Origin of the sequence: Bradyrhizobium xenonodulans, from assembly GCF_027594865.1 — a bacterium.
Taxonomy (GTDB): Bacteria; Pseudomonadota; Alphaproteobacteria; order Rhizobiales; family Xanthobacteraceae; genus Bradyrhizobium; species Bradyrhizobium xenonodulans.
Window position 1 is genome coordinate 2651721 of sequence record NZ_CP089391.1, and the last position, 23045, is coordinate 2674765.

Here is a 23045-nt window from a genome sequence, read left to right on the forward strand (position 1 = left end):
CATGCTCGAGATCCGCAACCTCGCAAAATCATTCGGCGGCGTGAAGGCGACCAACGACGTCTCGCTCGCGTTTCCCGACGGCTCGCTCACCGCCGTGATTGGCCCGAACGGTGCCGGCAAGAGCACGTTCTTCAACCTGATTACGGGCGCCTTGAGGCCGGACTCGGGCCAAGTATTGCTCGACGGCGTCGATCTCGCCGGCCGCTCGCCGCCGGAGATCGTGCGTCACGGCATCGGCCGTGCCTTCCAGGTCGCGAGCATCTTCAAGTCGCTGACGGTGCAGGAGACCATGCTCGCCGCCGTCAGCGCCGATCAGCGCACTTCCGCGGTGCTGCACAAGCGCTTTCCCTTGCCGGAGACGCGTGAGCGCGCCGAGCACGTGATGGAGCTGCTGGGCCTCGCCGGTAAACGCCATCGCACCGCTGCGACGCTGTCGCATGGCGACCAGAAGCTGCTCGATATCGCGCTCGCGCTGGTGCTCGAACCGAAAGTGCTGCTGCTGGACGAGCCGACCGCCGGCATGGGCCCGGAAGAACGCTGGCGCATGATCGACAAGGTGCGCGAGCTCTGGGAGACGCAAAAGATCACCGTGGTCTTCATCGAGCACGACATGGACATCGTGTTCAAGATCGCGCCGAAGATCGTCGTGCTCTGCTATGGCCGTATCCTCGCGACCGGCACGCCCGACGAGATCCGCAACAACAGCGCCGTGATCGATGCCTATCTCGGCACCGAGCATGCGGGAGCCGCCGCATGAGCGACGTCGTCATCGAAGTCGCCGATCTCGACGTCTATTACGGCACCAGCCAGATCCTGTTCGGCGTCGGCCTCTCGGTCCGGCAGGGCGAGACCATGGCGCTGCTCGGCCGCAACGGCGCGGGCAAGTCGACGACCATGAAGGCGATCATGGGTCTGGCGCCGCCGCGGCGCGGCAGGGTGAGCCTGCGCGGTGCGGTGATCTCGGGGCAGAAGCCGCACCATATCGCGCGCGCCGGCCTCGGCTTCGTTCCGGAGGACCGCCAGATCTTTCCGGAGCACACGGTCGAGGACAATCTCGTCATCGGCAAGAAGAAGGGACCGGGCGGCGAGGACGAATGGTCCATCAAGCGCATCTACGAGGTCTTTCCGCTGCTGGAGCCGTTGCGCCATCGCATCGCCGGACGCCTGTCGGGCGGCGAGCAGCAGATGCTCGCGATCGCGCGCACGCTGATGGGCAACCCCGCGCTGTTGTTGCTGGACGAGCCGAGTGAGGGGCTCGCGCCGATCATCGTGCAGCGGATCGGCGAATTGTTGCGGCAGCTCCGCCAGCTCGGTTCGACCGTGCTGATCGCCGAGCAGAACATGCATTTCTGCCTGGGGCTGGCGAGCCATGCCACCGTCATCGACAAGGGCCAGATCGTCTATGCTGCCGGGATCGAGGAGCTGAAGGCCAATGACGCGATCCGGCGGCGATATCTGGCCCTTTAGGCCGGGCTGCCGGTGCCTAAATAGGCCGAAAGAAGAAAACCATTGCCCGGGGGGTGTCTGACGGAAGGAGTTTCCCCTCCGGGCGGCAAAAACGCCAATCGCTTCCATTGCCGTTTTGGGCCGAAACGACGACATTCCCGTCAGGATTTGATGGATTGACGACCATGGAACGCACCGGATTTGAGCCCTTCGGCGAGCAGCTGGTGTCCGCAACGGACACCCAGCCGAAATCGCGTGCCTCAAAGCTCCTGCTGCGGGCCGGCACCACGGTGTTCTGGTCGCTGGTGGCGGGCATCGTGCTCGCGCGCGCGGCCTTTTTCGAGCCGGGCGTTTATGACGGCTTCAGCCGCGTCGCCTCGCTGGCCAAGAGCCTGATCTTCTAAGGCCATTTATTCCGGGCCGAGGATAGAACTTCCCCTCGGCCCTGATATGTCGAAAACATATTTCCCAACGGAAGCGCGCTGCGTATAAATCTTTCTCCTCTGGGAGAGATTTGTGTCGCAGAATCAAGCATCCAGCCCGGCCGGCGCCAAGCCGGCTACTGCCATGAGCCGCGTCGTCGCGCTGATTCCCGGCATCCTCCTCTGCATTGCCGTCGCCGGTGTCTCGGCCCTGCTCGAGCACCTGGAGCTGGGCGTCTTCGAGCATCCCTATGTCGAGGCGCTGGTGATGGCGATCCTGCTCGGCATGGCGCTGCGCAGCTTCTGGAAACCGGCGCCGCGCTGGCAGGCCGGCATCGCCTTCAGCGCCAAACAGCTCCTCGAAGTCGCGGTCATGCTGCTGGGTGCTTCGATCAGCTTCGCCGCCATTGCCGCTTCGGGCATCGCGCTGCTGGCGTCGATCGCCGCGGTGGTCGTGATCGCACTCACGGTCAGCTTCGGCCTCAGCCGGATGCTCGGCCTGTCGACGCGGCTGTCGATCCTGATCGCCTGCGGCAACTCGATCTGCGGCAATTCGGCGATCGCCGCGGTGGCGCCGATCATCGGCGCCAACAACGACGAGATCGCGTCCTCGATCTCCTTCACCGCGATCCTCGGCGTGATGATGGTGCTCGGCCTGCCGCTGCTGATTCCGCTCCTGCAATTGTCGGCCACGCAATACGGCATCCTGGCAGGTCTCACTGTCTATGCGGTGCCGCAGGTTCTCGCGGCGACGGTGCCGGCCGGTCTCGTCTCGACGCAGATCGGAACGCTCGTGAAACTGATGCGCGTGCTGATGCTCGGGCCGGTCGTCGTCGGCCTGTCGCTCGCCGCCTCACGCTGGCAGAGCGGCGCCAAGAAGGCCAATGTCGGCTTCTTCCGCCTGGTTCCGTGGTTCATCCTCGGCTTTCTCGCGCTGGCGACCCTGCGCTCGCTGGAGATCGTGCCGGGCACGGTGGTCGGGCCGGTGACGAAGATCACCAGTTTCCTCACGGTGGTGTCGATGGCCGCACTCGGCCTCGGCGTCGACGTGCGCGTGCTGGCGAATGTCGGCGGGCGCGTCACCGCGGCCGTCACGCTGTCGCTGATGCTGCTGCTCGGCATCAGCATCGCGCTGGTGCACTGGTTCAAGTGATTGGAGCGAAACTGCCGTAGGGTGGGCAAAGGCGCGCGGCGCCGTGCCCACCAGTCGGTTCAGCTTGTAGCCAAGGGGTGGGCACGCTTCGCTTTGCCCACCCTACGTGACCGTCATCGCCGGGAGCGGGACAAGTCAATCAGATCACATCCGCCAGCGAATGGCCGTGCAGCTCGATGTTCAGCCCCTGCATGCCCATGTCGCTGATCTCGCCGCCCATCGCCTTCAGGCTTTCCTCGCGGATCAGCGACATCAGCCCGCGGCGCAGCGCGAGAAACTCCGACGACATCATCATCGATTGCTGCCGCGGCCGTTCCAGCGGAATCGGAATCTCCGCCTTGATCGAACCGGGGCGGGCGGTCATGCAGTAGACGCGGTCGGAGAGGAAGATCGCTTCATCAATGTCGTGGGTGACGAACAGCACCGAGATCTTCAGCCGCTGCCACATATTGGTGAGGATCTGCTGCATGATGACGCGGGTCTGCGCATCGAGCGCGCCGAACGGCTCGTCGAGCAGCAGCACCTTCGGCCCCGTGGCGAGCGCCCGGACGATCCCGACGCGCTGCTTCATGCCGCCGGAGAGTTTTTCAGGATAATGCTTCTCGAAGGCTTCGAGACCGGCGAGCCCCAACAGCGTGCGCGCCGCGCGTTCCCGCTGCGAGCGCGGCATGCCGCGCATCTTCAACCCGAACTCGACGTTCTCCCGCACCGTCTTCCAGGGAAACAGCGAATATTGCTGGAACACCATGCCGCGTTCGGCGCTGGGTCCGTTCACAGGCTCGCCGTCGACGGTGACGATGCCCGTGGTCGGCTTGAGGAAGCCCGCGACAGCGTTGAGCAGCGTCGACTTTCCGCAGCCGGAGGGTCCGACGATCGAGACGAACTCGCCGGGCTTCACATGGATCTGCGTGTCCGTGACGGCCTGAACCGGCCCCTCGATGCTGTCGTAGCTGAGGGAGAAGTTCCTGACTTCGATGTGGCCCTGCGGTGCCTTGGTCGGAATCTCTGTCATTTCAGTCTCCACGGCATCACCAATTGCCCGGCGCCTCGGATCAACATGCTCGATCCAAGGCCGAGCACGCCGATCGCGATCATGCCGAGTGCGATGTCGGCATACTGGACCAGGGAATAAGCTTCCCATGTGAAGTAGCCGATGCCGTACTGACCGGAGATCATCTCGGCGGCGATCAGCGACACCCAGGCGACGCCCATGCCGACGGTGAGGCCGGTGAAGATGTGCGGCAGCGAAGCCGGGAAATACACCTCGCGGAAGATCGAGCGCTCGCGTGCGCCGAGACATTGCGCGGCGCGCACCAGCACGGGATCGACCAGCGACATGCCGTGCAGCGTGTTGACCAGGATCGGAAAGAACGAGCCGAGGAAGGTGATGTAGACGATGCTCTGCTCGTTGGTCGGCCACAGCATGATCGCCATCGGCACCCAGGCGATCGCCGGGATCGGCCGCAGCACTTCGGCCACGGGGAAGATGATCTCATGCACCAGCTTGAAGCGACCCATGATCAGGCCGAGCGGGACGCCGACGATGGCCGCGAGCGAGAAGCCGATGAAGATGCGCCGGCAGCTCAGTGCGATGTGCAGCAGGAATTTGGGATCGTGGATCGCCTTGGTGAAGCTCGCATAGACCGCGAGCGGCGAGGGCACGTTGGTAAAGCGCACGAAGAACACGACGCGATAGGTCGTGAGCAGGTGCCAGACCAGCAGGAAGGCGAGCAGGGAGATGACGCCGATCGCGGTGGCGCGCAGGCCGGCGCGGTTCAGCTTGTACCAGCGCAGTGCGAGTGTGACAAAGGAAGGCGGTGTCGCGGGCGGGATGACGGCGGGCACGGGGCCTGCCTCTGCAATGGCCGGCATGCTGTCCTCGGGATGTCTGACGAGGGCGGGACTGCTCACGTCTTGCCTCCGCCGACGGCCGCCTTCACCGCGTCATCGAAGCCGAGCACCTTGCCGCTGATCTTGGCGGCGTAGGCTTCCGCGTCCTTCTTGAGCAGGAACGGAGCGACCTCGCCATTACCGACCGCGAAGAAGGCCTGGTCGGCGAACAGCTTGATGCCGCGCGTCGTGTCGAACACATAGGCGACGTTGATCTTCATGCCCTTGGCCTTGAAGTCGGCATAGGCGCCGAGCGTGCAGGCGGCGGACGAGAACGGCATGATGCCTGAAGCGTCGATCCAGACCTCGCCGGCCTTGCGCGGGTCGGCGATCGGCTTCTTGCAGAAGGAATCTTCGCCGGAGATATCGTAGTTCTTCGTGCTGGCAATCTGCGCGTCATAGTCGAGCTTCATCTCGGCATAGGCCCTGCGGATGTAGCTGTCGTCGACCCATTTCTTCGGATCGAACTCCTTCATGCGGCCGAGGTTTTGAAGAACCTTGACGTCGGCAGTGGCCGCGTCGATCAGCGCTGGCTTCACCGTGGGATCGGTGGTCATGTTGCCGCTGGGACCCAGGAAAATGTATACGACTTCCTTGCTGATGCCGGTCCATTCCTGGATCTTTTCCGCTGCCAGCTTGGGATCGTCGCGCAGCCACTGGTTGGCGGCGATGACGGCCTTGAAATAGGCAACGACGACCTCCGGATATTTTTCGGCGAAGTCGGTGCGGACGACGATGCCGTGGAAGGTCGGCAGATTGGTCTCGACGCCGTCGAAGATTTTTCGCGCGAAGCCGCGGAACGGCAACAGCTCGGCGAAGGGGACGAAGTCGGCATGCGCGTCGATCTTCTTCTCCTGGAGGTTGGTCGAGCCGACCTCGGGACTCTGGCTGACGAGCTGGAAGTAATCGGCAGGGTAGCCGCGGTCCTGCATCGCCTTCAGCACCATGCCGTGCGCGGCGGAGCCAAAGGGCACGCTGACGAGCTTGCCTTTGAGATCGGCGAGATCGTAGTAGGGCGAGTCCTTGTGAACGACCATGCCGTTGCCGGAGCCTGACAGGCTGTAGGCGGCAATGCCGATCAGGCGGCTCTTGCTTTCGGGATTGCTGTCGAAGGTGAAGCCGTTCACGATCAGCGGATAATCGCCCATCATGCCGATCTGCAGCTTGTTCGCCATCATCGCGTTGGTGACGGGCGGGCCGGACGTGAAGTTCTGCCACTCCAGCTCGAACTTGATGTTGGCGTACTTGCCGTCCTTCGGCAGGTATTTTTCGAGGAGATGCAGTTGCCGGATGACGACGCCGGCCGTCACCGTGTTGGTCGTGGTGTCCTGTGTTCCGATACCGAGCGTGACGGTTTCCGCCGCGGCCGGCTGCACGAAGACTAGCGCCAGCGATGTCACCGAGATCGCGATCGAGAGCGTGGGAAGGTGGCGGACCATTCTCATCCTCATTCGGTTGGATGTGCTGTGGTTGCCATGATTGGGTGAGGGCACCGGCAGGGCAAATCCGGAATGATGACCGCAGTCGATTAGTTGCCGGGAAAAGCTGATTGCATACTCCTTGGGCAGTCCTGCACTATAAAGCCGCTTGCCTGTGCACCGGCCTTGGCCGCAAATTCCTCTAGTCGGATGCGTGACCGCGCATCTCCTCCAGCACGTCGGGCCGGCAGACTACGATCTGCGAGCGCTTGGTCAGCACGATTCCCTTCTCCTGCATGCGCTTCAGGCTGATCGTGACCCACTGTCTGGTGGCACCGACCATGTGGGCGATGTCGGCATGGGTGAAGGCTGCCGCGATCACGCGGCCGTCGGCATCCTCGACGCCGTAAAGCTCGACGAGATGCAGCAACAGATGCGCGAGGCGCTGCGTGATCGAACGCGTTCCCAACATCTGGGCCAGCGCGGAGTAGCATTTGCCCTTGAAGGTCAGGCCCTCGATGAGGCCGATCGCGAGGTTCGGGATCTCGACCGCGAGCGAGCGCAGCTCTTTTCCGGGCAGATGCACGACGCTGCAATTGCTGGATGCGACGCCGGACCATTGATGCACGGTGCCCTCGAACACCTCGGGGCCCCCGACGAAATTGCCGACATGCCAATAGGCGAGCGTGATCTCGCGCCCAAGCGGGGAGGTGTAGAACACCCGGATACGTCCGCTCTCGATCAGCCAGATGCCGTCATGCTTGCCGCCCTGGCTGAACAGCGTCTGGCCGCGGTTGAGCACTTTTCGGCGGCCCTGCTTCAGCACCAGTTCCCGCTCGCGCGGCGAGAGCTTGTCCATCAGCGGCGGCGGCCCGCCGATCCATTGCTGGTTCTCGGTGAGCAGCAGCGAGGAATTGCCCGCGGGCCGGGCGGCCGGTGGAACAGCCCCGCGAACTACATTGGCCGCCTGCAACATCGTCTGCCTCCGGAACGTTCAAATCGTTCTAAAGAGGAGCAATGTCCGTGCCAGATGGGGGCCACTCACACCGCCGTCGTCGCGCGCGAAGGCGGGCGATCCAGTATTCCAGAGACAGCAACGGGTTACGGAGAGGTCGCGGCGTACCGGATTGCCGCCTTCGCGGGGAATGACAGCGGAGTTTGTGGCCGCTACTGAGCCAATCGCGCGGTGGCGTCGATTAGCGTCCCGCCAAACTCAACAGATACGTCTTCGGATAAATCCCCCTGTTATGCCCATCCGAGAACGAGATGTTCAGCCCATAGCCGAGATCGCCGATCTCCGTGATCGCGATGCCGGGAAAGCTTGCAGGAAAGCGGCCGTCGAAGCGGGCGCGGGTGCAGTGGGCGCATTTGCAGGAGAGGCGGAGTTTTTCCGCGGGGACGCTCAGCGCATCGCCCTCGGTCGTGCGCACGAGGAGCGTCGCGAGATCGGCGCTTGTCTCATAGTCGGCCAATGTCGGCGCCACCAGGGTCATGGTCATGACGAACCTCCGACTCCTGTCTACGTCGTCGCGACAAGCCCGCGATAGCAACTAATTGCCAGCGCGGACGCAGCGGTGCTGCCTGCTCTTCAATCACCGTCCGCGAAATGTGAAACTAATCGACCGGGATTTTCACTTCCGAATTGCCGGACTCTCCTCTCTCCGAAATCTTGTGCGCCAACGAGGACTGAGGAGAGACCATGAGCGCATTTCAGAAGGAAACGGTTTTGTCGGTCAGGCACTGGACCGAGTCCCTGTTCAGCTTCACCGCGACGCGCGATCCCGGCTTTCGTTTCCAGAACGGCCAGTTCGCCATGATCGGCCTGGAAGTCGAGGGCAAGCCCTTGATGCGAGCCTACAGCATGGCGAGCGCCAATCACGAGGAAGCGCTCGAATTCTTCTCGATCAAGGTTCAGGACGGCCCGCTGACCTCGCGGCTCCAGAAGATCAGGGAAGGCGACATCATCCTGGTCGGCCGCAAGGCGACGGGCACGCTGATCACCGGCAACCTCATTCCGGGAAAGCGCCTGTTGCTGCTCTCGACCGGGACGGGGCTCGCGCCGTTCGCCAGCCTGATCAAGGACCCTGATGTCTACGAGAATTACGAGACCATCGTGCTCGCCCATGGCTGCCGCCAGGTCCCGGAGCTCGCCTATGGCGAGCGCCTCGTCGAAGGCCTGCGCGATCACGAATTCTTCGGACCCTTGATCCGCGACAAGCTCGTCTACTACCCGACCGTCACCCGCGAGCCGTTCCGCAACCGCGGCCGCATCACCGACCTGATCGCCTCCAACCAGCTGTTCGACGATATCGGGCAGCCCGGCCTCGATATCGAGACCGACCGCATCATGCTGTGCGGCAGCCCGGCCATGCTCGAGGAGCTTCCCGCGATGTTCTCCGCGCGCGGCTTTGTCGAGGGCAATCACAGCCAGCCCGGCCATTTCGTCGTCGAAAAGGCCTTTGTCGAGCGCTGAGGCGCAAATCGCATCCCGGCGACAACTAATTGCTATCACCGGAAAGCCCCCTGAACAAATCTGATGCAAAGGCGCCGGCACCCGGCGAACCAGGAGCAAGCGATGGCACTAGATCAGATCGTCGACGGACTTTCGGAAGTTTCCTGCGACGTGCTCGTCATCGGCGGCGGCACGGCCGGCCCGATGGCGGCGCTGAAGGCGAAGCTGAAGAACCCGAAGGCCAACGTCGTCCTGCTCGAAAAGGCCAACGTCAAGCGCTCCGGCGCGATCTCAATGGGCATGGACGGGCTCAACAACGCGGTCATCCCCGGTTACGCCACGCCGGAGCAGTACACCAAGGAAATCACCATCGCCAATGACGGCATCGTCGACCAGAAGGCGGTCTATAAATACGCGCAGAACTGCTACTCGATCATCGAGGAGCTCGACAGTTTCGGCATCCGTTTCCTGAAGAACGAGAACGGCGACTACGCGGTTAAGAAGGTGCACCACATCGGCACCTACGTTCTGCCGATGCCGAACGGCGAGACCGTGAAGAAGGCGCTCTATCGCCAGCTCCGCCGCGCCCGCATCCTGATCTCCAACCGCTACATGGCGACGCGGCTGCTCAAATCGTCTGACGGCCGCATCGCCGGCGCGATCTCCGTCAACACCCGCACCGCCGAGATCCTGGTGATCAAGGCCAAGGCCGTGATCCTCTGCATGGGCGCCGCCGGCCGGCTCGGCCTGCCGACCTCCGGCTACATGTTCGGTACCTACGAGAACGCCGCCAATTCCGGCGACGGCTATTCTATGGCCTATCACGCGGGGGCCGCGCTCGCGAACCTCGAATGCTACCAGATCAACCCGTTGATCAAGGACTATAACGGCCCGGCCTGCGCCTATGTCGCCGGTCCCTTCGGCGCTTTCACCGCCAACAACGAGGGCTCGCGCTTCATCGAGTGCGACTACTGGTCCGGCCAGATGATGCTGGAATTCTACAACGAGCTCCTGTCCGGCAAGGGCCCGGTGTTCCTCCAGCTCAAGCATCTTCACCCGGATACGATCTCGGAAATCGAATCCACGCTGCACAAGGTCGAGCGTCCGACGCGCGGCTTGTTCCAGCAGGGACGGGGCGTCGACTATCGCAGCGAGTCGATCGAGATGCACATCTCCGAGATCGGCTTCTGCTCCGGCCACAGTGCCTCGGGCGTGTTCGTCGACGACAATGCCCGCACCACCGTGCCCGGCCTCTACGCTGCCGGCGACATGGCGAGCGTGCCGCACAACTACATGCTGGGCGCCTTCACCAACGGTTCGGTCGCAGGCATCGACGCGATGGAATTCGCCGACGGCCATGATTTTGCGGAGTTCGATGCCGCCGACGTCGCCAGGGAGCGCGACCGCGTGATGGCGCCGACGAAACGCGAGGACGGCATTCCGCCGAACCAGATCGAGTACAAGACCCGTCGCCTCGTCAACGACTATCTCCAGCCGCCGAAGGTCACGCGCAAATACGAACTCGGCATGCGGCGCCTTGCCGAGGCGCGCGAGGACATGCAGGAGCACATGATCGCGCGCAACGCGCACGAATTGCTCCGTGCCCTCGAAGTGCAGTCGATCATGGACTGCGCCGACATGGCGGTGCATGCCTCGCTCTACCGCGAGGAAAGCCGCTGGGGCCTCTATCACTGGCGCACGGATTTCCCGGAGAAGGACAACGAGAACTGGTTCTGCCACACGCTGCTGAGCAAGCAGGACGGCAAGATGACCAGCGAGAAGCGTGCGGTCGAACCCTACGTCGTGCCGATCGCCGACGACGAGAAGGACCTCTACGACAAGCAGCGCATTCGCGCCACCGCCTGATCCGCCGCCAATAGCAAGCAACAGGAGACATCACATGCCTCTCGCCTCCTACCAGACATCGGTTCCGGTGGTCGTCGACGACGCCAAATGCATCGCCGACAAGGGCTGTACCGTGTGCGTCGACGTCTGCCCGCTCGACGTCTTGCGCATCAGCGACATGACCGGCAAGGCCTACATGGCCTACGACGAGTGCTGGTACTGCATGCCTTGCGAGGCCGATTGTCCGACAGGCGCCGTCACCGTCAACATTCCCTATCTGTTGAGGTGATCATGTCGAGCCCATTCGAATCCTACGACGACCTCGAAGATGCTGACGAGCGGCTTCAGGCCGCCGATCCCGCCGAACGCCGCGTTGCCATCATCGCGCTCGGCCATTCCGGCGATCCGGCCGCGGTCGCACATCTCGCCAACATGGTCGCCGATCCCGACGCCGGCGTGCGCCAGCAGGTCGCGATGGCGCTCGGTGAGTTCGACGGACCGGAGGCGGCGAGCGCGCTGGTCAAGCTGCTGGTCGATCCCGAGAGAATCGTGGCGTCGGCCGCGGCTGACAGCATGGCCGAGTTCAAGGATCCCGCCTGCGCGGAGATCATCCTGCCGCTGGTCAAGCATGCCCACGCCTTCGTCCGCATGGGTGCGCTACGCGCGCTGAAGGAATTGCGCTGCAAGGACACGCTGAAGCCGGCGCTGGAGGCGCTCCAGGATGCAGATGCCGCCGTGCGCGTGCAGGCGATCGGCGTCATCGGCTTCCTCAAGCTCGAGGAGTCGATCCCGGCATTGACCGCGCTGATCAACGATCCCGACGCTCATGTCCGCCGTGCCGCCGTCAGCGCGCTGGCGTTTTCGCAGATGAAGCCCGCGGCGGAGACGATCACGCGCGCGCTTAAAGATAGCGACTGGATGGTGCGTGAGATGGCGGCGGAAACGCTGGGCCTCAACGTCAACGGCGCGATCGCGGCTGATCAGCTCGTTGCTTGCCTCGGAGACGAATTCTGGCAGGTGCGGTTGAAGGCGATCCGCAGCCTCGGCCGGATGAAGATCGAGCGCGCGGTCCGCCCGATCGGCCATTGCATCAATCACGACCAGGCCAATTTGCGGAAGGAAGCGGCCGCCGCGCTTGGCGAGATCGCCCATCCCGACGGCGAGGCGTTCCTGGCCGTCATTGCGGATGACGCCGATCCCGACGTCCGCAAGAACGCGCGCTGGGCGCTGCAGCAGATCGCGGCCCGCAAGGCGCGCGCAGGCGCATAAGGGACGCGGACAGGGGGATAGCGGCTCTTCGGCGGCGGTCTGGACTTCCCCCGCCAGACGTTTATTGGTCTTCGCTAATGGGATCGGCCCGCCGTTCGAACGCGGCCGATCCTTAAAAAACAGCGAGGACGCCGGCCATGACGACACTGTCTGTTAAAGACCTTCTCCCCGAGGATGGAACGAAGGGAACGCTGGTCGGCCGTGTCTGGCTGCCGCAGGTGAACGGCCCGGCTGTGCTCGCCGTGCGTGCCGACGGCGTCTTCGACGTCACTGCAAAGTTTCCGACCGTCAGCGCGCTTTGCGAAGAGGACAATCCCGCCAAGGCGCTCGCAGCGGTCAAGGGCGAGCGCATTGGCGATCTCGAGGCCATCGTCGCTAACACCGCGCCGGATCGGCGCGATCCGAACAAGCCGTGGCTGCTCGCGCCGGTCGATCTCCAGACCTTGAAAGCCGCCGGCGTCACCTTCGCCATCTCGATGCTGGAGCGCGTGATCGAGGAGCGGGCCAAGGGCAATCCGGCCTCGGCCGAAGCGATCCGGAAAGAGGTGACGCGGCTGATCGGCGACGATCTGTCAAAGCTCAAGCCGGGCTCGGACCAGGCGATGCACCTGAAGCAGGTGCTGATCGATCAGAACGCCTGGAGCCAGTATCTCGAGGTCGGCATCGGTCCCGACGCCGAGGTCTTCACCAAGGCGCCGACCTTGTCCTCGGTCGGCACCGGCATGGATGCCGGGCTGCATCCGAAATCGACCTGGAACAATCCCGAGCCGGAGCTGGTACTGTTCGTGTCGAGCCGCGGCAAGATCGTCGGCGGCGCGCTCGGCAACGACGTGAATTTGCGCGACTTCGAGGGACGTTCGGCGCTGCTGCTGTCGAAGGCCAAGGACAACAACGCTTCCTGCGCGATCGGGCCGCTGCTGCGGTTGTTTGACGACACCTTCTCGCTCGACGATGCGCGAAAACTCGACATCAGCCTGAACGTGAAAGGCCCGGACGGCTTCGTCCTCGACGGCCATTCTTCGATCAGCATGATCAGCCGCGATCCCACCGACCTCGTCGCGCAGACGATCGGCAAGGTGCATCAATATCCCGATGGCTTCGTGCTGTTCCTCGGCACCATGTTCGCGCCGGTCAAGGATCGCGACGCGCCGGGGCAGGGGTTCACCCACAAGCGTGACGACATCGTCACGATCTCAGCGCCCCAGCTCGGCAAGCTCGTCAACCGCATGCGCACCAGCGACGAATGCGAGCCGTGGACATTTGGCATCGGCGCGCTGATGAAGAATCTGGCGCAGCGGAAGCTGGTCTAGTTTTACTTCACTTCTCGACGCTTGCGGCAGGGCGATCGCAGAAGCGCGTTGTATGAGGTCGTCATGCCCGGGCTTGTCCCGGGCATCCACGTTCTTTGTGCCACACCGAGAATCGTGGATGGCCGGGACAGGCCCGGCCATGACGCTGTGGCCGGCGGCCGACCCGCATCAATTCCTTCATCTCCGCGTTGCATGGGGGGAACAAAATCGCGCTTGGCGTGTCATCTGGCTGCTCAGGTGCGCCCAGCCGCGTCTTCTCCCAAATAGTCAAATAATATGACTAGTCGAAACCCAACTTCCGTGAAATAGTCCCTCCCGCCGCCTCAAAGGGCGGCCTGCGGGTGCCATGCTACCAACGGCGCCTTGGATAAACACCTTGGGAGACACGCCTGATGACCCTCAAAGCCCTCTTTGCGGCCAGCGCCACCACGGCATTGCTGCTCGCGCTTCCGGCGAATGCCGCCGAGCTCACGATCGGCTTCTCGCAGATCGGATCGGAATCCGGCTGGCGCGCGGCCGAGACCTCGGTCTCCAAGCAGGAAGCCACCAAGCGCAAGGTCAATCTCAAGATCGCCGACGCCCAGCAGAAGCAGGAGAACCAGATCAAGGCGATCCGCTCCTTCATCGCGCAGAACGTCGATGCGATCTTCCTTGCGCCGGTCGTTTCGACCGGCTGGGATTCGGTGCTGAAGGAAGCCAAGGAGGCCAAGATCCCGGTCGTGCTGCTCGACCGCGACATCGATCCCTCCGGCAAGGAACTCTATCTCACCGCCGTGACGTCCGACAGCGTGCACGAAGGCGCGGTCGCCGGCGACTGGCTGGCCAAGACCGTCGGCGACAAGGCCTGCAACATCGTCGAATTGCAGGGCACGGTCGGCGCGAGCGTCGCCGCCAACCGCAAGAAGGGTTTTGATACCGCGATTGCCAAGCACGCCAACCTGAAGGTGGTGCGCAGCCAGACCGGCGACTTCACCCGCGCCAAGGGCAAGGAAGTGATGGAGAGCTTCATCAAGGCAGAAGGCGGCGGAAAGTCGATCTGCGCTGTCTACGCCCACAACGACGACATGATGGTCGGCGCGATCCAGGCGATGAAGGAAGCCGGCCTCAAGCCGGGCAAGGACATCCTCACGGTCTCGATCGACGCGGTCCCCGACATCTTCAAGGCGATGGTTGCCGGCGAGGCCAATGCGACGGTCGAGCTCACGCCGAACATGGCGGGCCCGGCTTTCGATGTCGTCGCGGCGTTCAAGGAGAAGGGCACCGTTCCGCCGAAATGGATCCAGACTGAATCCAGGCTGCTCACCGCCGCCGACAATCCGCAGAAGGAATACGACAGCAAGAAGGGTCTCGGTTACTGAGGCGGGATGCCAGCCGGGCTGCGTCTTGCAGCCCGGCGATCCCCCTTCGAAACCGCTGCACGAACGACTAGGGTGGGTGTCCGCATCACGAGCGGGCGCCGGTGGGAGTGACGTCGCCATGGAGAACAGCCTTGATCCTGCTCCGCCGCTATTGGAGGTGCGCGGGATCAGCAAGAGCTTCGGTGCCGTGCGCGCGCTGCAGGAGGTCGACTTCACGCTTCGTGCCGGGGAGATCCATGCGCTGCTAGGTGAGAACGGCGCCGGCAAATCCACGCTGATCAAGGCGATCACCGGCGTGTTCCCGCGCGATGCCGGCATCGTCCGCCTCGGTGGCGAAGAGGTGGCGCCGCGTTCGGCCAAGGCCGCACTTCAGGCCGGCATCGCCACCGTCTATCAGGAGGTCAATCTGCTGCCGAACCTCTCGGTGGCGCAGAACCTGTTCCTCGACCGGCAGCCGATGCGTTTCGGCATCGTGCGCGAAGGCGAGATGCGCCGCTGCGCCAAGGCGCTGCTTGCCGACTTCGGCCTCGACATCGACGTCGCCGCGCCACTCGGCAGCTATTCGGTCGCCGTGCAGCATGTCACCGCGATCGCGCGCGCCGTCGATCTCTCCGCGCGCGTGTTGATCCTGGACGAGCCGACCGCGAGCCTCGACCGCCATGAGGTCGAGATCCTGTTCGGAATCATGCGCCAGCTCGCAAAGCGCGGCATCGGCATCGTCTTCGTCAGCCACTTCCTCGACCAGGTCTACGAGATCTCCGACCGCATCACGGTGTTACGCAACGGACGCCTGGTCGGCGAGCGCGAGATCGCCTCGCTGCCGCGGCTCGAGCTGATCCGGATGATGCTCGGCCGCGAGTTGGCCGAGACCACCAGCGCGCGGGCGTCGGCGAGCGAGCATGAAGTGCGCGAGGTCTGCGCGAGCTTCGAAAACTACGGCAAGGCCGGCTATGTCGCGCCGTTCAATCTCGAGCTGCGCCATGGCGAGGTCGTCGGTCTCGCCGGCCTGCTCGGCTCGGGCAGGACTGAAACGGCGCGGCTGGTGTTCGGCGCCGAGCGCGCCGATGGCGGGCAAGCGAAGGTGGAGGGCGCGCCCGTGCGGCTCCAGTCGCCACGCGACGGCGTGCGCCACGGTTTTGGCTATTGCCCGGAGGAGCGCAAAACCGACGGCATCGTCGCCGAGCTCACCGTGCGCGAGAACATCGTGCTTGCACTCCAGGCCAAGCGCGGCCTCCACAAGCCGTTGTCACGCCGTGAGCAGGACGAGATCGCGCGTCGTTACGTCAAGATGCTCGACATCCGCCCGCCGGATCCGGAGCGTCCCGTCGGCCTGCTGTCCGGCGGCAATCAGCAAAAGGTGCTGCTGGCGCGCTGGCTGGCGACATCGCCGCGACTTCTGGTGCTCGACGAGCCGACCCGCGGCATCGATGTCGGTGCGCATGCCGAGATCATCCGGCTGATCCGCGAGCTCTGCGATGACGGGCTTGCGCTGCTCGTAATCTCCTCCGAGCTGGATGAGATCGTGACCTATTCGGACCGCGTGGTGGTGCTGCGCGACCGTGCCCATGTCGAGGAGCTCGCGGGCGAGGCGGTCGACGTCGGCAGCATTCTCGCGGCCATCGCCGCCGACGGGGCCAGTGTTGCGCATGAGGGCCGGGCATGACGGCGCTGTTGCCGCGCCGCGGCCTTGCCCAGATCCTGGCGCTGATCGTCATCCTTGCAGTCGACCGCGTGGTCTCGCCACAATTCTTCGATTTGCGCTTCCAGGACGGCCGGTTGTTCGGCAGCCTGATCGACGTGCTCAATCGCGGCACGCCGGTGGCACTGCTCTCGCTCGGCATGGTGCTGGTGATCGCGACGCGCGGCATCGATCTGTCGGTCGGCGCGGTGATGGCGATTTGCGGCGCGATCGCGGCGAGCCTCGCCGACAGCCATGGTTTGCCCGTGGTCCTCGCGGCCGCGCTTGGTGCCGGTCTCGTCTGCGGATTGTGGAACGGATTTCTCGTCGCCGTGCTCGGCATGCAGCCGATCGTGGCGACGCTGATCCTGATGGTGGCGGGGCGCGGCATCGCGCAGCTCATCACCGAAGGACGGATCGTGACGTTCTCCTCGCCGGACCTGGTCTGGCTTGGCAATGGCGCTATTCTCGGCCTGCCGGTGCCGGTCGCAATTGCGCTCGGCATGCTGATCCTCACCGGCGCGGTGGTGCGCGGCTCGGCGCTCGGGCTTTTGATCGAGGCGACCGGCGGCAATGCGCGGGCGAGCGAGCTTGCCGGCGTCGGCACCCGTGCGATGATCCTGGCGGTCTATGTCTGGTGCGGCATCTGTGCCGCGCTCGCCGGCGTGATTGCGGCGGCCGACATCATGGGCGCCGATGCCAACAATGCCGGCCTCTGGCTCGAGCTCGACGCCATCCTCGCGGTCGTGATCGGCGGCACCTCGCTGTTCGGCGGCCGCTTCAGCCTCATTCTTGCGGTGTTAGGTGCGCTGATCATCCAGACCATGAACACGGGCATCCTGCTGTCGGGATATCCGCCAGAGTTCAATCTGCTGGTCAAGGCGGTGGTGGTGCTCGCGGTGTTGCTGCTGCAATCGCCGAAGCTGTCCGGCATCGCCGGTGTTGTGGCGCGGCTGCGGAGGACCAAAGCATGAAAGGTCTGCCGCCCGTCCTCATCACCGCCATCGTGCTCGTTGCGGGCTTCGCGCTCTGTGCGATGCAATTCCCCAACATCGCCTCGACCCGCGTGGTCGGCAATCTCCTCACCGACAACGCGTTCCTCGGCATCGTCGCGACCGGAATGACCTTCGTCATCATCTCAGGCGGCATCGACCTCTCGGTCGGCTCGGTGATCGGCTTCACTACCGTCTTCGTCGCGCTTGCGATCGAGCGCTGGGGCGTGCCGCCGCTGGTCGCCTTCGTCGCCATTCTCGCGCTCTCGGCGGCCTTCGGGGCCGCGATGGGCGCCGTCATCCACGTCTTCGATCTGCCGCCGTTCATCGTGACGCTGGCCGGCATGTTCCTCGCTCGTGGCGCCAGCTTCCTGCTCTCGACCGAATCGGTGCCGATCACCGCGCCGGTCTATTCCACCGTGTCCGACTTCGCGCTGCGGATGCCCGGCGGCGGGCGACTGACGGCCGTTGCGATCATCATGCTCGTCGTTGTGATCGGCGGCGCGCTGCTGCTGCATCTCACCCGGTTCGGCGCCAACGTCTATGCGCTCGGCGGCAGCCGGACGACGGCGAGCCTGATGGGCGTTGCGGTCGGCAAGATGACGGTGAAGATCTACATGCTGTCGAGCCTGCTCGCAGGCATCGCCGGCATCGTCTTCTCCTTCTACACCAGCGCCGGCTATTCGCTCTCCGCCGTCGGCGTCGAGCTCGACACCATCGCAGCGGTCGTGATCGGCGGCACGCTGCTGACGGGCGGGCAGGGCTCGGTGATCGGCACCTTCCTCGGCGTGCTGATCCAGGGCCTGATCCAGACCTACATCAATTTCGACGGCACGCTGTCGAGCTGGTGGACCAAGATCGCGACCGGCGTCCTGCTGTTCGCCTTCATCGCCTTGCAGCAGGGGCTGGTCGCCCTGGCGCGCCGGCCGTTGGCGAAGCGCGCGGGAGCTGCCTCATGACCTCGCGCATCGTCGTCATCCCGACACGACGGGCCCATTCCAACCACGCGGAAGTGGCGCGGTCGATCGGCGTCGACATCATCGCCGGCCGTTACGCGGAGGGCACGCGCCTGCCGGGGGATGCCGAGATGATCGCGATGTTCGGCGTGTCGCGGCCGGTGCTGCGGGAGAGCGTGAAGACGCTGGTCGCCAAGGGCCTGCTCACCACCAAGGCGCGGGTCGGCACCGTCGTGCGGGAGCGTGGGGCGTGGAACATGTTCGATGCCGACGTGCTGGCCTGGCATCTGGACGCCGGGATCGAGAAGCGCTTCCTCAACGATCTCGCCGAAATCCGTCTCGCGGTCGAGCCGCGCGCGGCCATGCTCGCAGCGGCGCAGCGGTCCGAGGACGACCTCGCCGAGCTCCGTCGTTGCATGGACCGCATGCGGATCGAGCCCTCCGATTCCGCAGGCTTTGCCGACGCCGACCTCGCGCTCCATGTGGCGGTGGCGCGCGCTTCGGGCAATCTGTTCATGCGCTCGATCGGGCACGTCATCGAGGCTGCGCTACGCGCCTCGTTCCTGCTCAGCGCCCCGGTCGAGCCGGAGGACCGCGACACGGTGCTGCTCTGGCACCAGAAGATCGTCGATGCCATCGCGGCCGGCGACGCCACGACGGCGTCGGAGGCGATGGTCTATGTCATTCACAACGGCATGCGCCGCCATGAGGGGACGGTGATCGTAACAGCGCCGGCCGAGGCGCTGCCATCTGCGGAATCCGGAGAGAGATCGTGACTGAACTTCGCATCGCCATCGTCGGCTTCGGCAAGATCGCGCGCGACCAGCATGTCGGTGCGATCGCCGCGGTGCCCGGCGCGACACTGGCCGCCATCGCGAGCCGGAACGCTTCGCTGCCGGGGCTGCCGCATTTTGCCACGATCGAGGACTTGCTGGAGAAGGGGCCGCCGATCGACGCCGTCTCGCTCTGCACGCCGCCACAGGTGCGGCGCACCCAGGCCGCCGCGGCGCTCAAGGCCGGCAAGCACGTGATGCTGGAGAAGCCGCCGGGCACCGGCGTTGCCGAGCTCGATCCGCTGATCGCGATGGCGACGGAGGCCAAGCGCACGCTGTTTGCGACCTGGCATTCGCGCCATGCACCGGCGGTCGAGCCGGCGCGGCAATGGCTCGCCGCGCGCCGGATCAAGTCCGTCCACATCAACTGGAAGGAAGACGTTCGGGTCTGGCATCCCGGGCAGGGCTGGATCTGGGAGCCGGGCGGCCTCGGTGTGTTCGATCCCGGCATCAACGCACTGTCGATCCTGACCAGGATCCTGCCCAAGCCGGTGTTTGTCACCGCGGCCGAGCTCGCGTTTCCCGCCAATTGCCAGGCGCCGATCGCCGCGAACCTGACGCTGACCGATATCGACGGCCTGCCAATCCGTGCCGAGTTCGACTTCCGGCAGACCGGGCCGCAGAGCTGGGATATCCTCGTCGAAACCGACCACGGCCAGTTGACGCTGTCCGGCGGCGGCAGGCGCATGGCGATCGACGGCAAGACCGTTGCCGAGGCGCCCGATGAGGAATATCGGGAGCTCTACCGGCGCTTCGTCGATCTCGCCGTAACAGGCGCAAGCGATGTCGACCTGGCGCCGCTTCGTCTCGTCGCCGATGCCTTCCTGCTCGGCAGGCGCAACATCGTCGAACCGTTTGTGGATTAGACATGGCTGGCCCGAAAATACAAAAAGACGTCTTCGGAACGCTGCCGGACGGCCGCAAGGTCGAGCGCATCGTGCTGCGCGGGGAGGGCGGCTTCGAAGCGCGCATCATCACCCATGGTGCGGTGCTCCAGGCGCTGATCGCGCCGGATGCGAAGGGAGCCTGCGACGACGTCGTGCTCGGTCATGATGCGTTCGCCGGCTATCTCGCCGAGCGGAAGTTTTTCGGAGCCACGGTCGGCCGTTATGCCAACCGCATAGCCAACGGCCAGTTCTCGCTCGTCGGCGAGACGGTGCAGCTTCCCGTCAACAACGGTCCGAACGCGCTGCATGGTGGCCTCGACGGGTTCGATCGCAAGCTCTGGGAGATCGCGGAGATCGACGAGGGCGCCGCACCCGCGGTCACGCTGACTTACACGAGCCCGGACGGCGAAGAAAATTATCCCGGCCGACTCGACGTGCGCCTGACCTATCGCGTCACCGGCCCGGCGGAATTGTCGCTGACCATGGCGGCGCGGACCGACCGGGCGACCATCATCAACCTGACCAACCACAGCTTCTTCAACCTGGAAGGCGCTACCTCGGGCACGCCCATTCTCGACCACCGCCTGACAGTCGCTGCCGAGCATTTCCTCGCCATCGATCCCACCGCCATTCCGCTGCCGGAGCCGCCGCGAAGCGTAGCCGGCACGCCGTTCGACTTCCGCGAGCCGCGGCCCGTGGGTGAACGCATCCGCGAGAGCCACGAGCAATTGCGCAACGGCAGGGGGTACGATCACACCTATTGCCTCGGGCGTGACGGCAAGCTTGCGCTCGCGGCGCGGCTGGAGGCGCCGCGCTCGGGGCGCATCATGGAGCTGTTCACCGATCAGCCCGGCCTTCAGGTCTATTCCGGCAACTATCTCGACGGCACGATTTCGGGGAAGGGTGGCAAGCTGTATCGCCAGTCGGACGCCATTTGCCTCGAGCCGCATATCTGGCCTGATGCGCCGAACCGCCCGGATTTCCCGAGCCCGCGTCTCGATCCCGGCGGAATCTATCGCCATCACACGGTCTATCGCTTTGCAGTAAGGTCGCCATGATGGAGCAAGTGCCGACGTCAGTTCTCTCGGACGATCCCTGCCATCTCGGCGAGGGGCCGACCTATGACGTGACCACCGATACGGCCTGGTGGTTCGACATCCGTGAGGGGCGTCTGTTCGAGGCGCAGCTCGGCAGCGGCAGCATTCGCGTCCATGCGCTCGGCCGGATGGCGAGCGCACTCGGGCGCATCGATACCGAACGGCAATTGATCGTCGCGGAAGATGGCCTTTACATCCGCACGCTCGCCGACGGCGCGATGACGCTGCTCTGTCCGCTCGAAGCCGACAATCCCACGACCCGCTCCAACGACTGCCGCGTGCATCAATCCGGCACGTTCTGGATCGGTACCATGGGCCGCAAGGCGGAGCGGGAGGCGGGCGCAATCTATGCGTTCCATCGCGGCAAGATCTCGACGCTGTTCCCCGGCATCAGCATTCCCAACTCGATCTGCTTCTCGCCCGATGGCGCCATTGGCTATTTCACCGACACCGCGCGCGCGGTGCTCTATGCCGTGCCGCTCAATCCCGCGACCGGACTGCCGCGCGGCGAGCCGGAGGTGCTGCTGCGCCACAGCGGCATCGGCGGCCTTGACGGTTCGGTGTGCGACGCCGACGGGCAGATCTGGAACGCCTGCTGGGGCGCTGGCCGTATCGATGTCTACTCCCCGCAAGGCGAGCGCCTGCGCTCGCTGAGCGTGCCAGCGAAGCAGTCGAGCTGCCCGGCCTTCGTCGGCCCCGACCTGTCGCGCCTTCTGGTCACCTCGGCCTGGCAGGACATGGACGCGGCCGCGCGTGCTGCCGATCCGCAGGCCGGCTGCACTTTTCTATTGGAGGCATCTGCGCGTGGCCGCGCCGAGCCCGACGTCAAGCTCGCATAGGAGGCTCAAAGCCGCACACAACCAAATTTCTCGACGACCTAAGAAACAGTCTGACACCCAAGGGAGCGAAATATGCTGAAACTGAAGACGACATTCCTCGCGCTGGCGCTGGCCGGCGCTGCGACGATGGCCGCAGGCGTCACCGCCTCCGCTCAGGACAAGGCGACTGTCGGCATCGCCATGCCGACCAAATCGTCGGCGCGCTGGATCGACGATGGCAACAACATGGTCAAGGTGCTGAAGGAGCGCGGCTACAACACCGACCTGCAATATGCCGAGGACGACATCCCGAACCAGCTCTCGCAGGTCGAGAACATGGTGACCAAGGGCGCCAAGGCGCTGGTGATCGCCGCGATCGACGGCACCACGCTGTCGGACGTGCTCAAGCAGGCCAAGGCGAAGGGCATCACCGTGATCGCCTATGACCGCCTGATCCGCGGCACGCCGAACGTCGACTATTACGCGACCTTCGACAATTTCCAGGTCGGCGTGCTCCAGGCTGAATCGATCGTGCAGGGCCTGGGCCTCAAGGACGGCAAGGGGCCGTTCAACATCGAGCTGTTCGGCGGCTCGCCGGACGACAACAATGCCTACTTCTTCTACAACGGCGCGATGAGCGTGCTGAAGCCCCATATCGACAGCGGCAAGCTCGTCGTCGTCTCCGGCCAGATGGGCATGGACAAGGTCGCAACGCTGCGCTGGGACGGTGCCACTGCGCAGTCCCGCATGGACAATCTGCTCAGCGCCTATTACGGCAACAAGAAAATCAATGCCGTGCTGTCGCCCTATGACGGCATCTCGATCGGCATCATCTCCTCGCTGAAGGGCGTCGGGTATGGCAGCGCCGGCCAGCCGATGCCGATCATCAGCGGTCAGGACGCCGAGGTGCCCTCGATCAAGGCGATGCTGCGCGGCGACCAGTACTCGACCATCTTCAAGGACACCCGCGACCTCGCCAAGGTGACCGCCGACATGGTCGACGCTGCACTCGCCGGCAAGCAGGTGACCGTCAACGACACCAAGACCTACGAGAACGGCGTCAAGACTGTGCCGTCCTATCTGCTCAAGCCGGTCGTGGTTTACAAGGACAATTGGGAGAAGACCCTGGTCGACAGCGGCTACTACAAGAAGTCGCAGTTCCAGTAAGACTTCTTTCTTCTCCCTCGCCCCGCTCTTGCGGGGAGAGGGGCGGGGTGAGGG

General features: G+C 64.6%; 23 protein-coding genes. 18 read left to right on the plus strand and 5 right to left on the minus strand.

Features of this window, described 5'->3' with window-relative positions:
* Position 1: 1 nt before the first annotated feature.
* The 4 genes from I3J27_RS12345 to I3J27_RS12360 all read left to right on the plus strand — a co-directional run bounded on the left by I3J27_RS12345 (position 2) and on the right by I3J27_RS12360 (position 3021).
* Positions 2-757 (plus strand): ABC transporter ATP-binding protein, encoded by a 756-nt coding sequence (locus I3J27_RS12345; RefSeq protein WP_270169440.1) that lies wholly within the window; start codon positions 2-4, stop codon positions 755-757.
* Positions 754-1467: an ABC transporter ATP-binding protein gene (locus I3J27_RS12350; protein ID WP_270169442.1), complete on the plus strand. Its 714-nt coding sequence runs from the start codon at positions 754-756 to the stop codon at positions 1465-1467. Before I3J27_RS12345 ends, I3J27_RS12350 begins: the two co-directional genes overlap by 4 nt.
* Positions 1468-1631: 164 nt before the next feature.
* The gene (locus I3J27_RS12355; RefSeq protein ID WP_211417564.1) at positions 1632-1850 is read left to right on the plus strand and encodes a hypothetical protein; all 219 of its coding nucleotides are present in this window, start codon (positions 1632-1634) and stop codon (positions 1848-1850) included.
* A 112-nt stretch (positions 1851-1962) separates the two neighbouring features.
* The gene (locus I3J27_RS12360; RefSeq protein ID WP_270169445.1) at positions 1963-3021 is read left to right on the plus strand and encodes a YeiH family protein; all 1059 of its coding nucleotides are present in this window, start codon (positions 1963-1965) and stop codon (positions 3019-3021) included.
* Between the two features lie 139 nt (positions 3022-3160).
* Here I3J27_RS12360 and I3J27_RS12365 read toward each other — a convergent pair whose 3' ends face one another.
* From I3J27_RS12365 to I3J27_RS12385, 5 genes are all read right to left on the minus strand, one after another.
* A complete protein-coding gene (locus tag I3J27_RS12365) occupies positions 3161-4033 on the minus strand; it encodes an ABC transporter ATP-binding protein (protein ID WP_270169447.1) in 873 nt (290 codons plus the stop codon).
* Positions 4030-4932, minus strand: a complete 903-nt coding sequence (locus I3J27_RS12370; RefSeq protein ID WP_270169449.1) for an ABC transporter permease — start codon at positions 4930-4932, stop codon at positions 4030-4032. Before I3J27_RS12370 ends, I3J27_RS12365 begins: the two co-directional genes overlap by 4 nt.
* The gene (locus I3J27_RS12375; RefSeq protein ID WP_270169452.1) at positions 4929-6350 is read right to left on the minus strand and encodes an ABC transporter substrate-binding protein; all 1422 of its coding nucleotides are present in this window, start codon (positions 6348-6350) and stop codon (positions 4929-4931) included. The genes I3J27_RS12370 and I3J27_RS12375 overlap by 4 nt, the downstream gene beginning before the upstream one ends.
* A gap of 181 nt (positions 6351-6531) precedes the next feature.
* Positions 6532-7305 carry a Crp/Fnr family transcriptional regulator gene (locus tag I3J27_RS12380; RefSeq protein ID WP_270169455.1) on the minus strand — a complete coding sequence of 258 codons (774 nt, stop codon included), beginning with the start codon at positions 7303-7305 and terminating at the stop codon, positions 6532-6534.
* 220 nt (positions 7306-7525) lie between these two features.
* A complete protein-coding gene (locus tag I3J27_RS12385) occupies positions 7526-7822 on the minus strand; it encodes a gamma-butyrobetaine hydroxylase-like domain-containing protein (RefSeq protein ID WP_270172708.1) in 297 nt (98 codons plus the stop codon).
* Between the two features lie 206 nt (positions 7823-8028).
* Between I3J27_RS12385 and I3J27_RS12390 the strand changes: the two genes are divergently transcribed.
* The 14 genes from I3J27_RS12390 (at position 8029) to chvE (ending at position 22991) form a co-directional block, all read left to right on the plus strand.
* Positions 8029-8802: a ferredoxin--NADP reductase gene (locus I3J27_RS12390; RefSeq protein WP_270169456.1), complete on the plus strand. Its 774-nt coding sequence runs from the start codon at positions 8029-8031 to the stop codon at positions 8800-8802.
* A gap of 102 nt (positions 8803-8904) precedes the next feature.
* Positions 8905-10647, plus strand: coding sequence for a fumarate reductase/succinate dehydrogenase flavoprotein subunit (locus I3J27_RS12395; RefSeq protein WP_270169458.1), 1743 nt, complete (start codon positions 8905-8907; stop codon positions 10645-10647).
* Between the two features lie 34 nt (positions 10648-10681).
* Entirely contained in the window at positions 10682-10915 is a 234-nt protein-coding gene (locus I3J27_RS12400) for a 4Fe-4S dicluster domain-containing protein (protein ID WP_008141081.1), read from the plus strand.
* A 2-nt stretch (positions 10916-10917) separates the two neighbouring features.
* Positions 10918-11895: a HEAT repeat domain-containing protein gene (locus I3J27_RS12405; protein ID WP_270169478.1), complete on the plus strand. Its 978-nt coding sequence runs from the start codon at positions 10918-10920 to the stop codon at positions 11893-11895.
* 137 nt (positions 11896-12032) lie between these two features.
* Positions 12033-13205, plus strand: a complete 1173-nt coding sequence (locus I3J27_RS12410; protein WP_270169480.1) for a fumarylacetoacetate hydrolase family protein — start codon at positions 12033-12035, stop codon at positions 13203-13205.
* 392 nt (positions 13206-13597) lie between these two features.
* The gene (gene ytfQ / locus I3J27_RS12415; RefSeq protein ID WP_270169482.1) at positions 13598-14563 is read left to right on the plus strand and encodes a galactofuranose ABC transporter, galactofuranose-binding protein YtfQ; all 966 of its coding nucleotides are present in this window, start codon (positions 13598-13600) and stop codon (positions 14561-14563) included.
* Positions 14564-14681: 118 nt separating this feature from the next.
* Positions 14682-16226 carry a sugar ABC transporter ATP-binding protein gene (locus I3J27_RS12420; protein ID WP_270169484.1) on the plus strand — a complete coding sequence of 515 codons (1545 nt, stop codon included), beginning with the start codon at positions 14682-14684 and terminating at the stop codon, positions 16224-16226.
* The gene (locus I3J27_RS12425; RefSeq protein ID WP_270169486.1) at positions 16223-17215 is read left to right on the plus strand and encodes an ABC transporter permease; all 993 of its coding nucleotides are present in this window, start codon (positions 16223-16225) and stop codon (positions 17213-17215) included. The genes I3J27_RS12420 and I3J27_RS12425 overlap by 4 nt, the downstream gene beginning before the upstream one ends.
* The gene (gene yjfF / locus I3J27_RS12430; RefSeq protein ID WP_270169488.1) at positions 17212-18192 is read left to right on the plus strand and encodes a galactofuranose ABC transporter, permease protein YjfF; all 981 of its coding nucleotides are present in this window, start codon (positions 17212-17214) and stop codon (positions 18190-18192) included. The genes I3J27_RS12425 and yjfF overlap by 4 nt, the downstream gene beginning before the upstream one ends.
* Positions 18189-18965 (plus strand): FadR/GntR family transcriptional regulator, encoded by a 777-nt coding sequence (locus I3J27_RS12435; RefSeq protein ID WP_270169490.1) that lies wholly within the window; start codon positions 18189-18191, stop codon positions 18963-18965. Before yjfF ends, I3J27_RS12435 begins: the two co-directional genes overlap by 4 nt.
* Complete coding sequence (locus tag I3J27_RS12440) at positions 18962-19888, plus strand: Gfo/Idh/MocA family protein (protein ID WP_270169493.1); 927 nt, start codon at positions 18962-18964, stop codon at positions 19886-19888. Before I3J27_RS12435 ends, I3J27_RS12440 begins: the two co-directional genes overlap by 4 nt.
* 2 nt (positions 19889-19890) lie before the next feature.
* Positions 19891-20967, plus strand: coding sequence for an aldose epimerase family protein (locus tag I3J27_RS12445; protein WP_270169495.1), 1077 nt, complete (start codon positions 19891-19893; stop codon positions 20965-20967).
* Positions 20967-21845 carry an SMP-30/gluconolactonase/LRE family protein gene (locus tag I3J27_RS12450; protein WP_270172711.1) on the plus strand — a complete coding sequence of 293 codons (879 nt, stop codon included), beginning with the start codon at positions 20967-20969 and terminating at the stop codon, positions 21843-21845. Before I3J27_RS12445 ends, I3J27_RS12450 begins: the two co-directional genes overlap by 1 nt.
* A 72-nt stretch (positions 21846-21917) precedes the next feature.
* The gene (gene chvE / locus I3J27_RS12455) at positions 21918-22991 is read left to right on the plus strand and encodes a multiple monosaccharide ABC transporter substrate-binding protein (protein WP_270169497.1); all 1074 of its coding nucleotides are present in this window, start codon (positions 21918-21920) and stop codon (positions 22989-22991) included.
* Positions 22992-23045 lie beyond the last annotated feature (54 nt).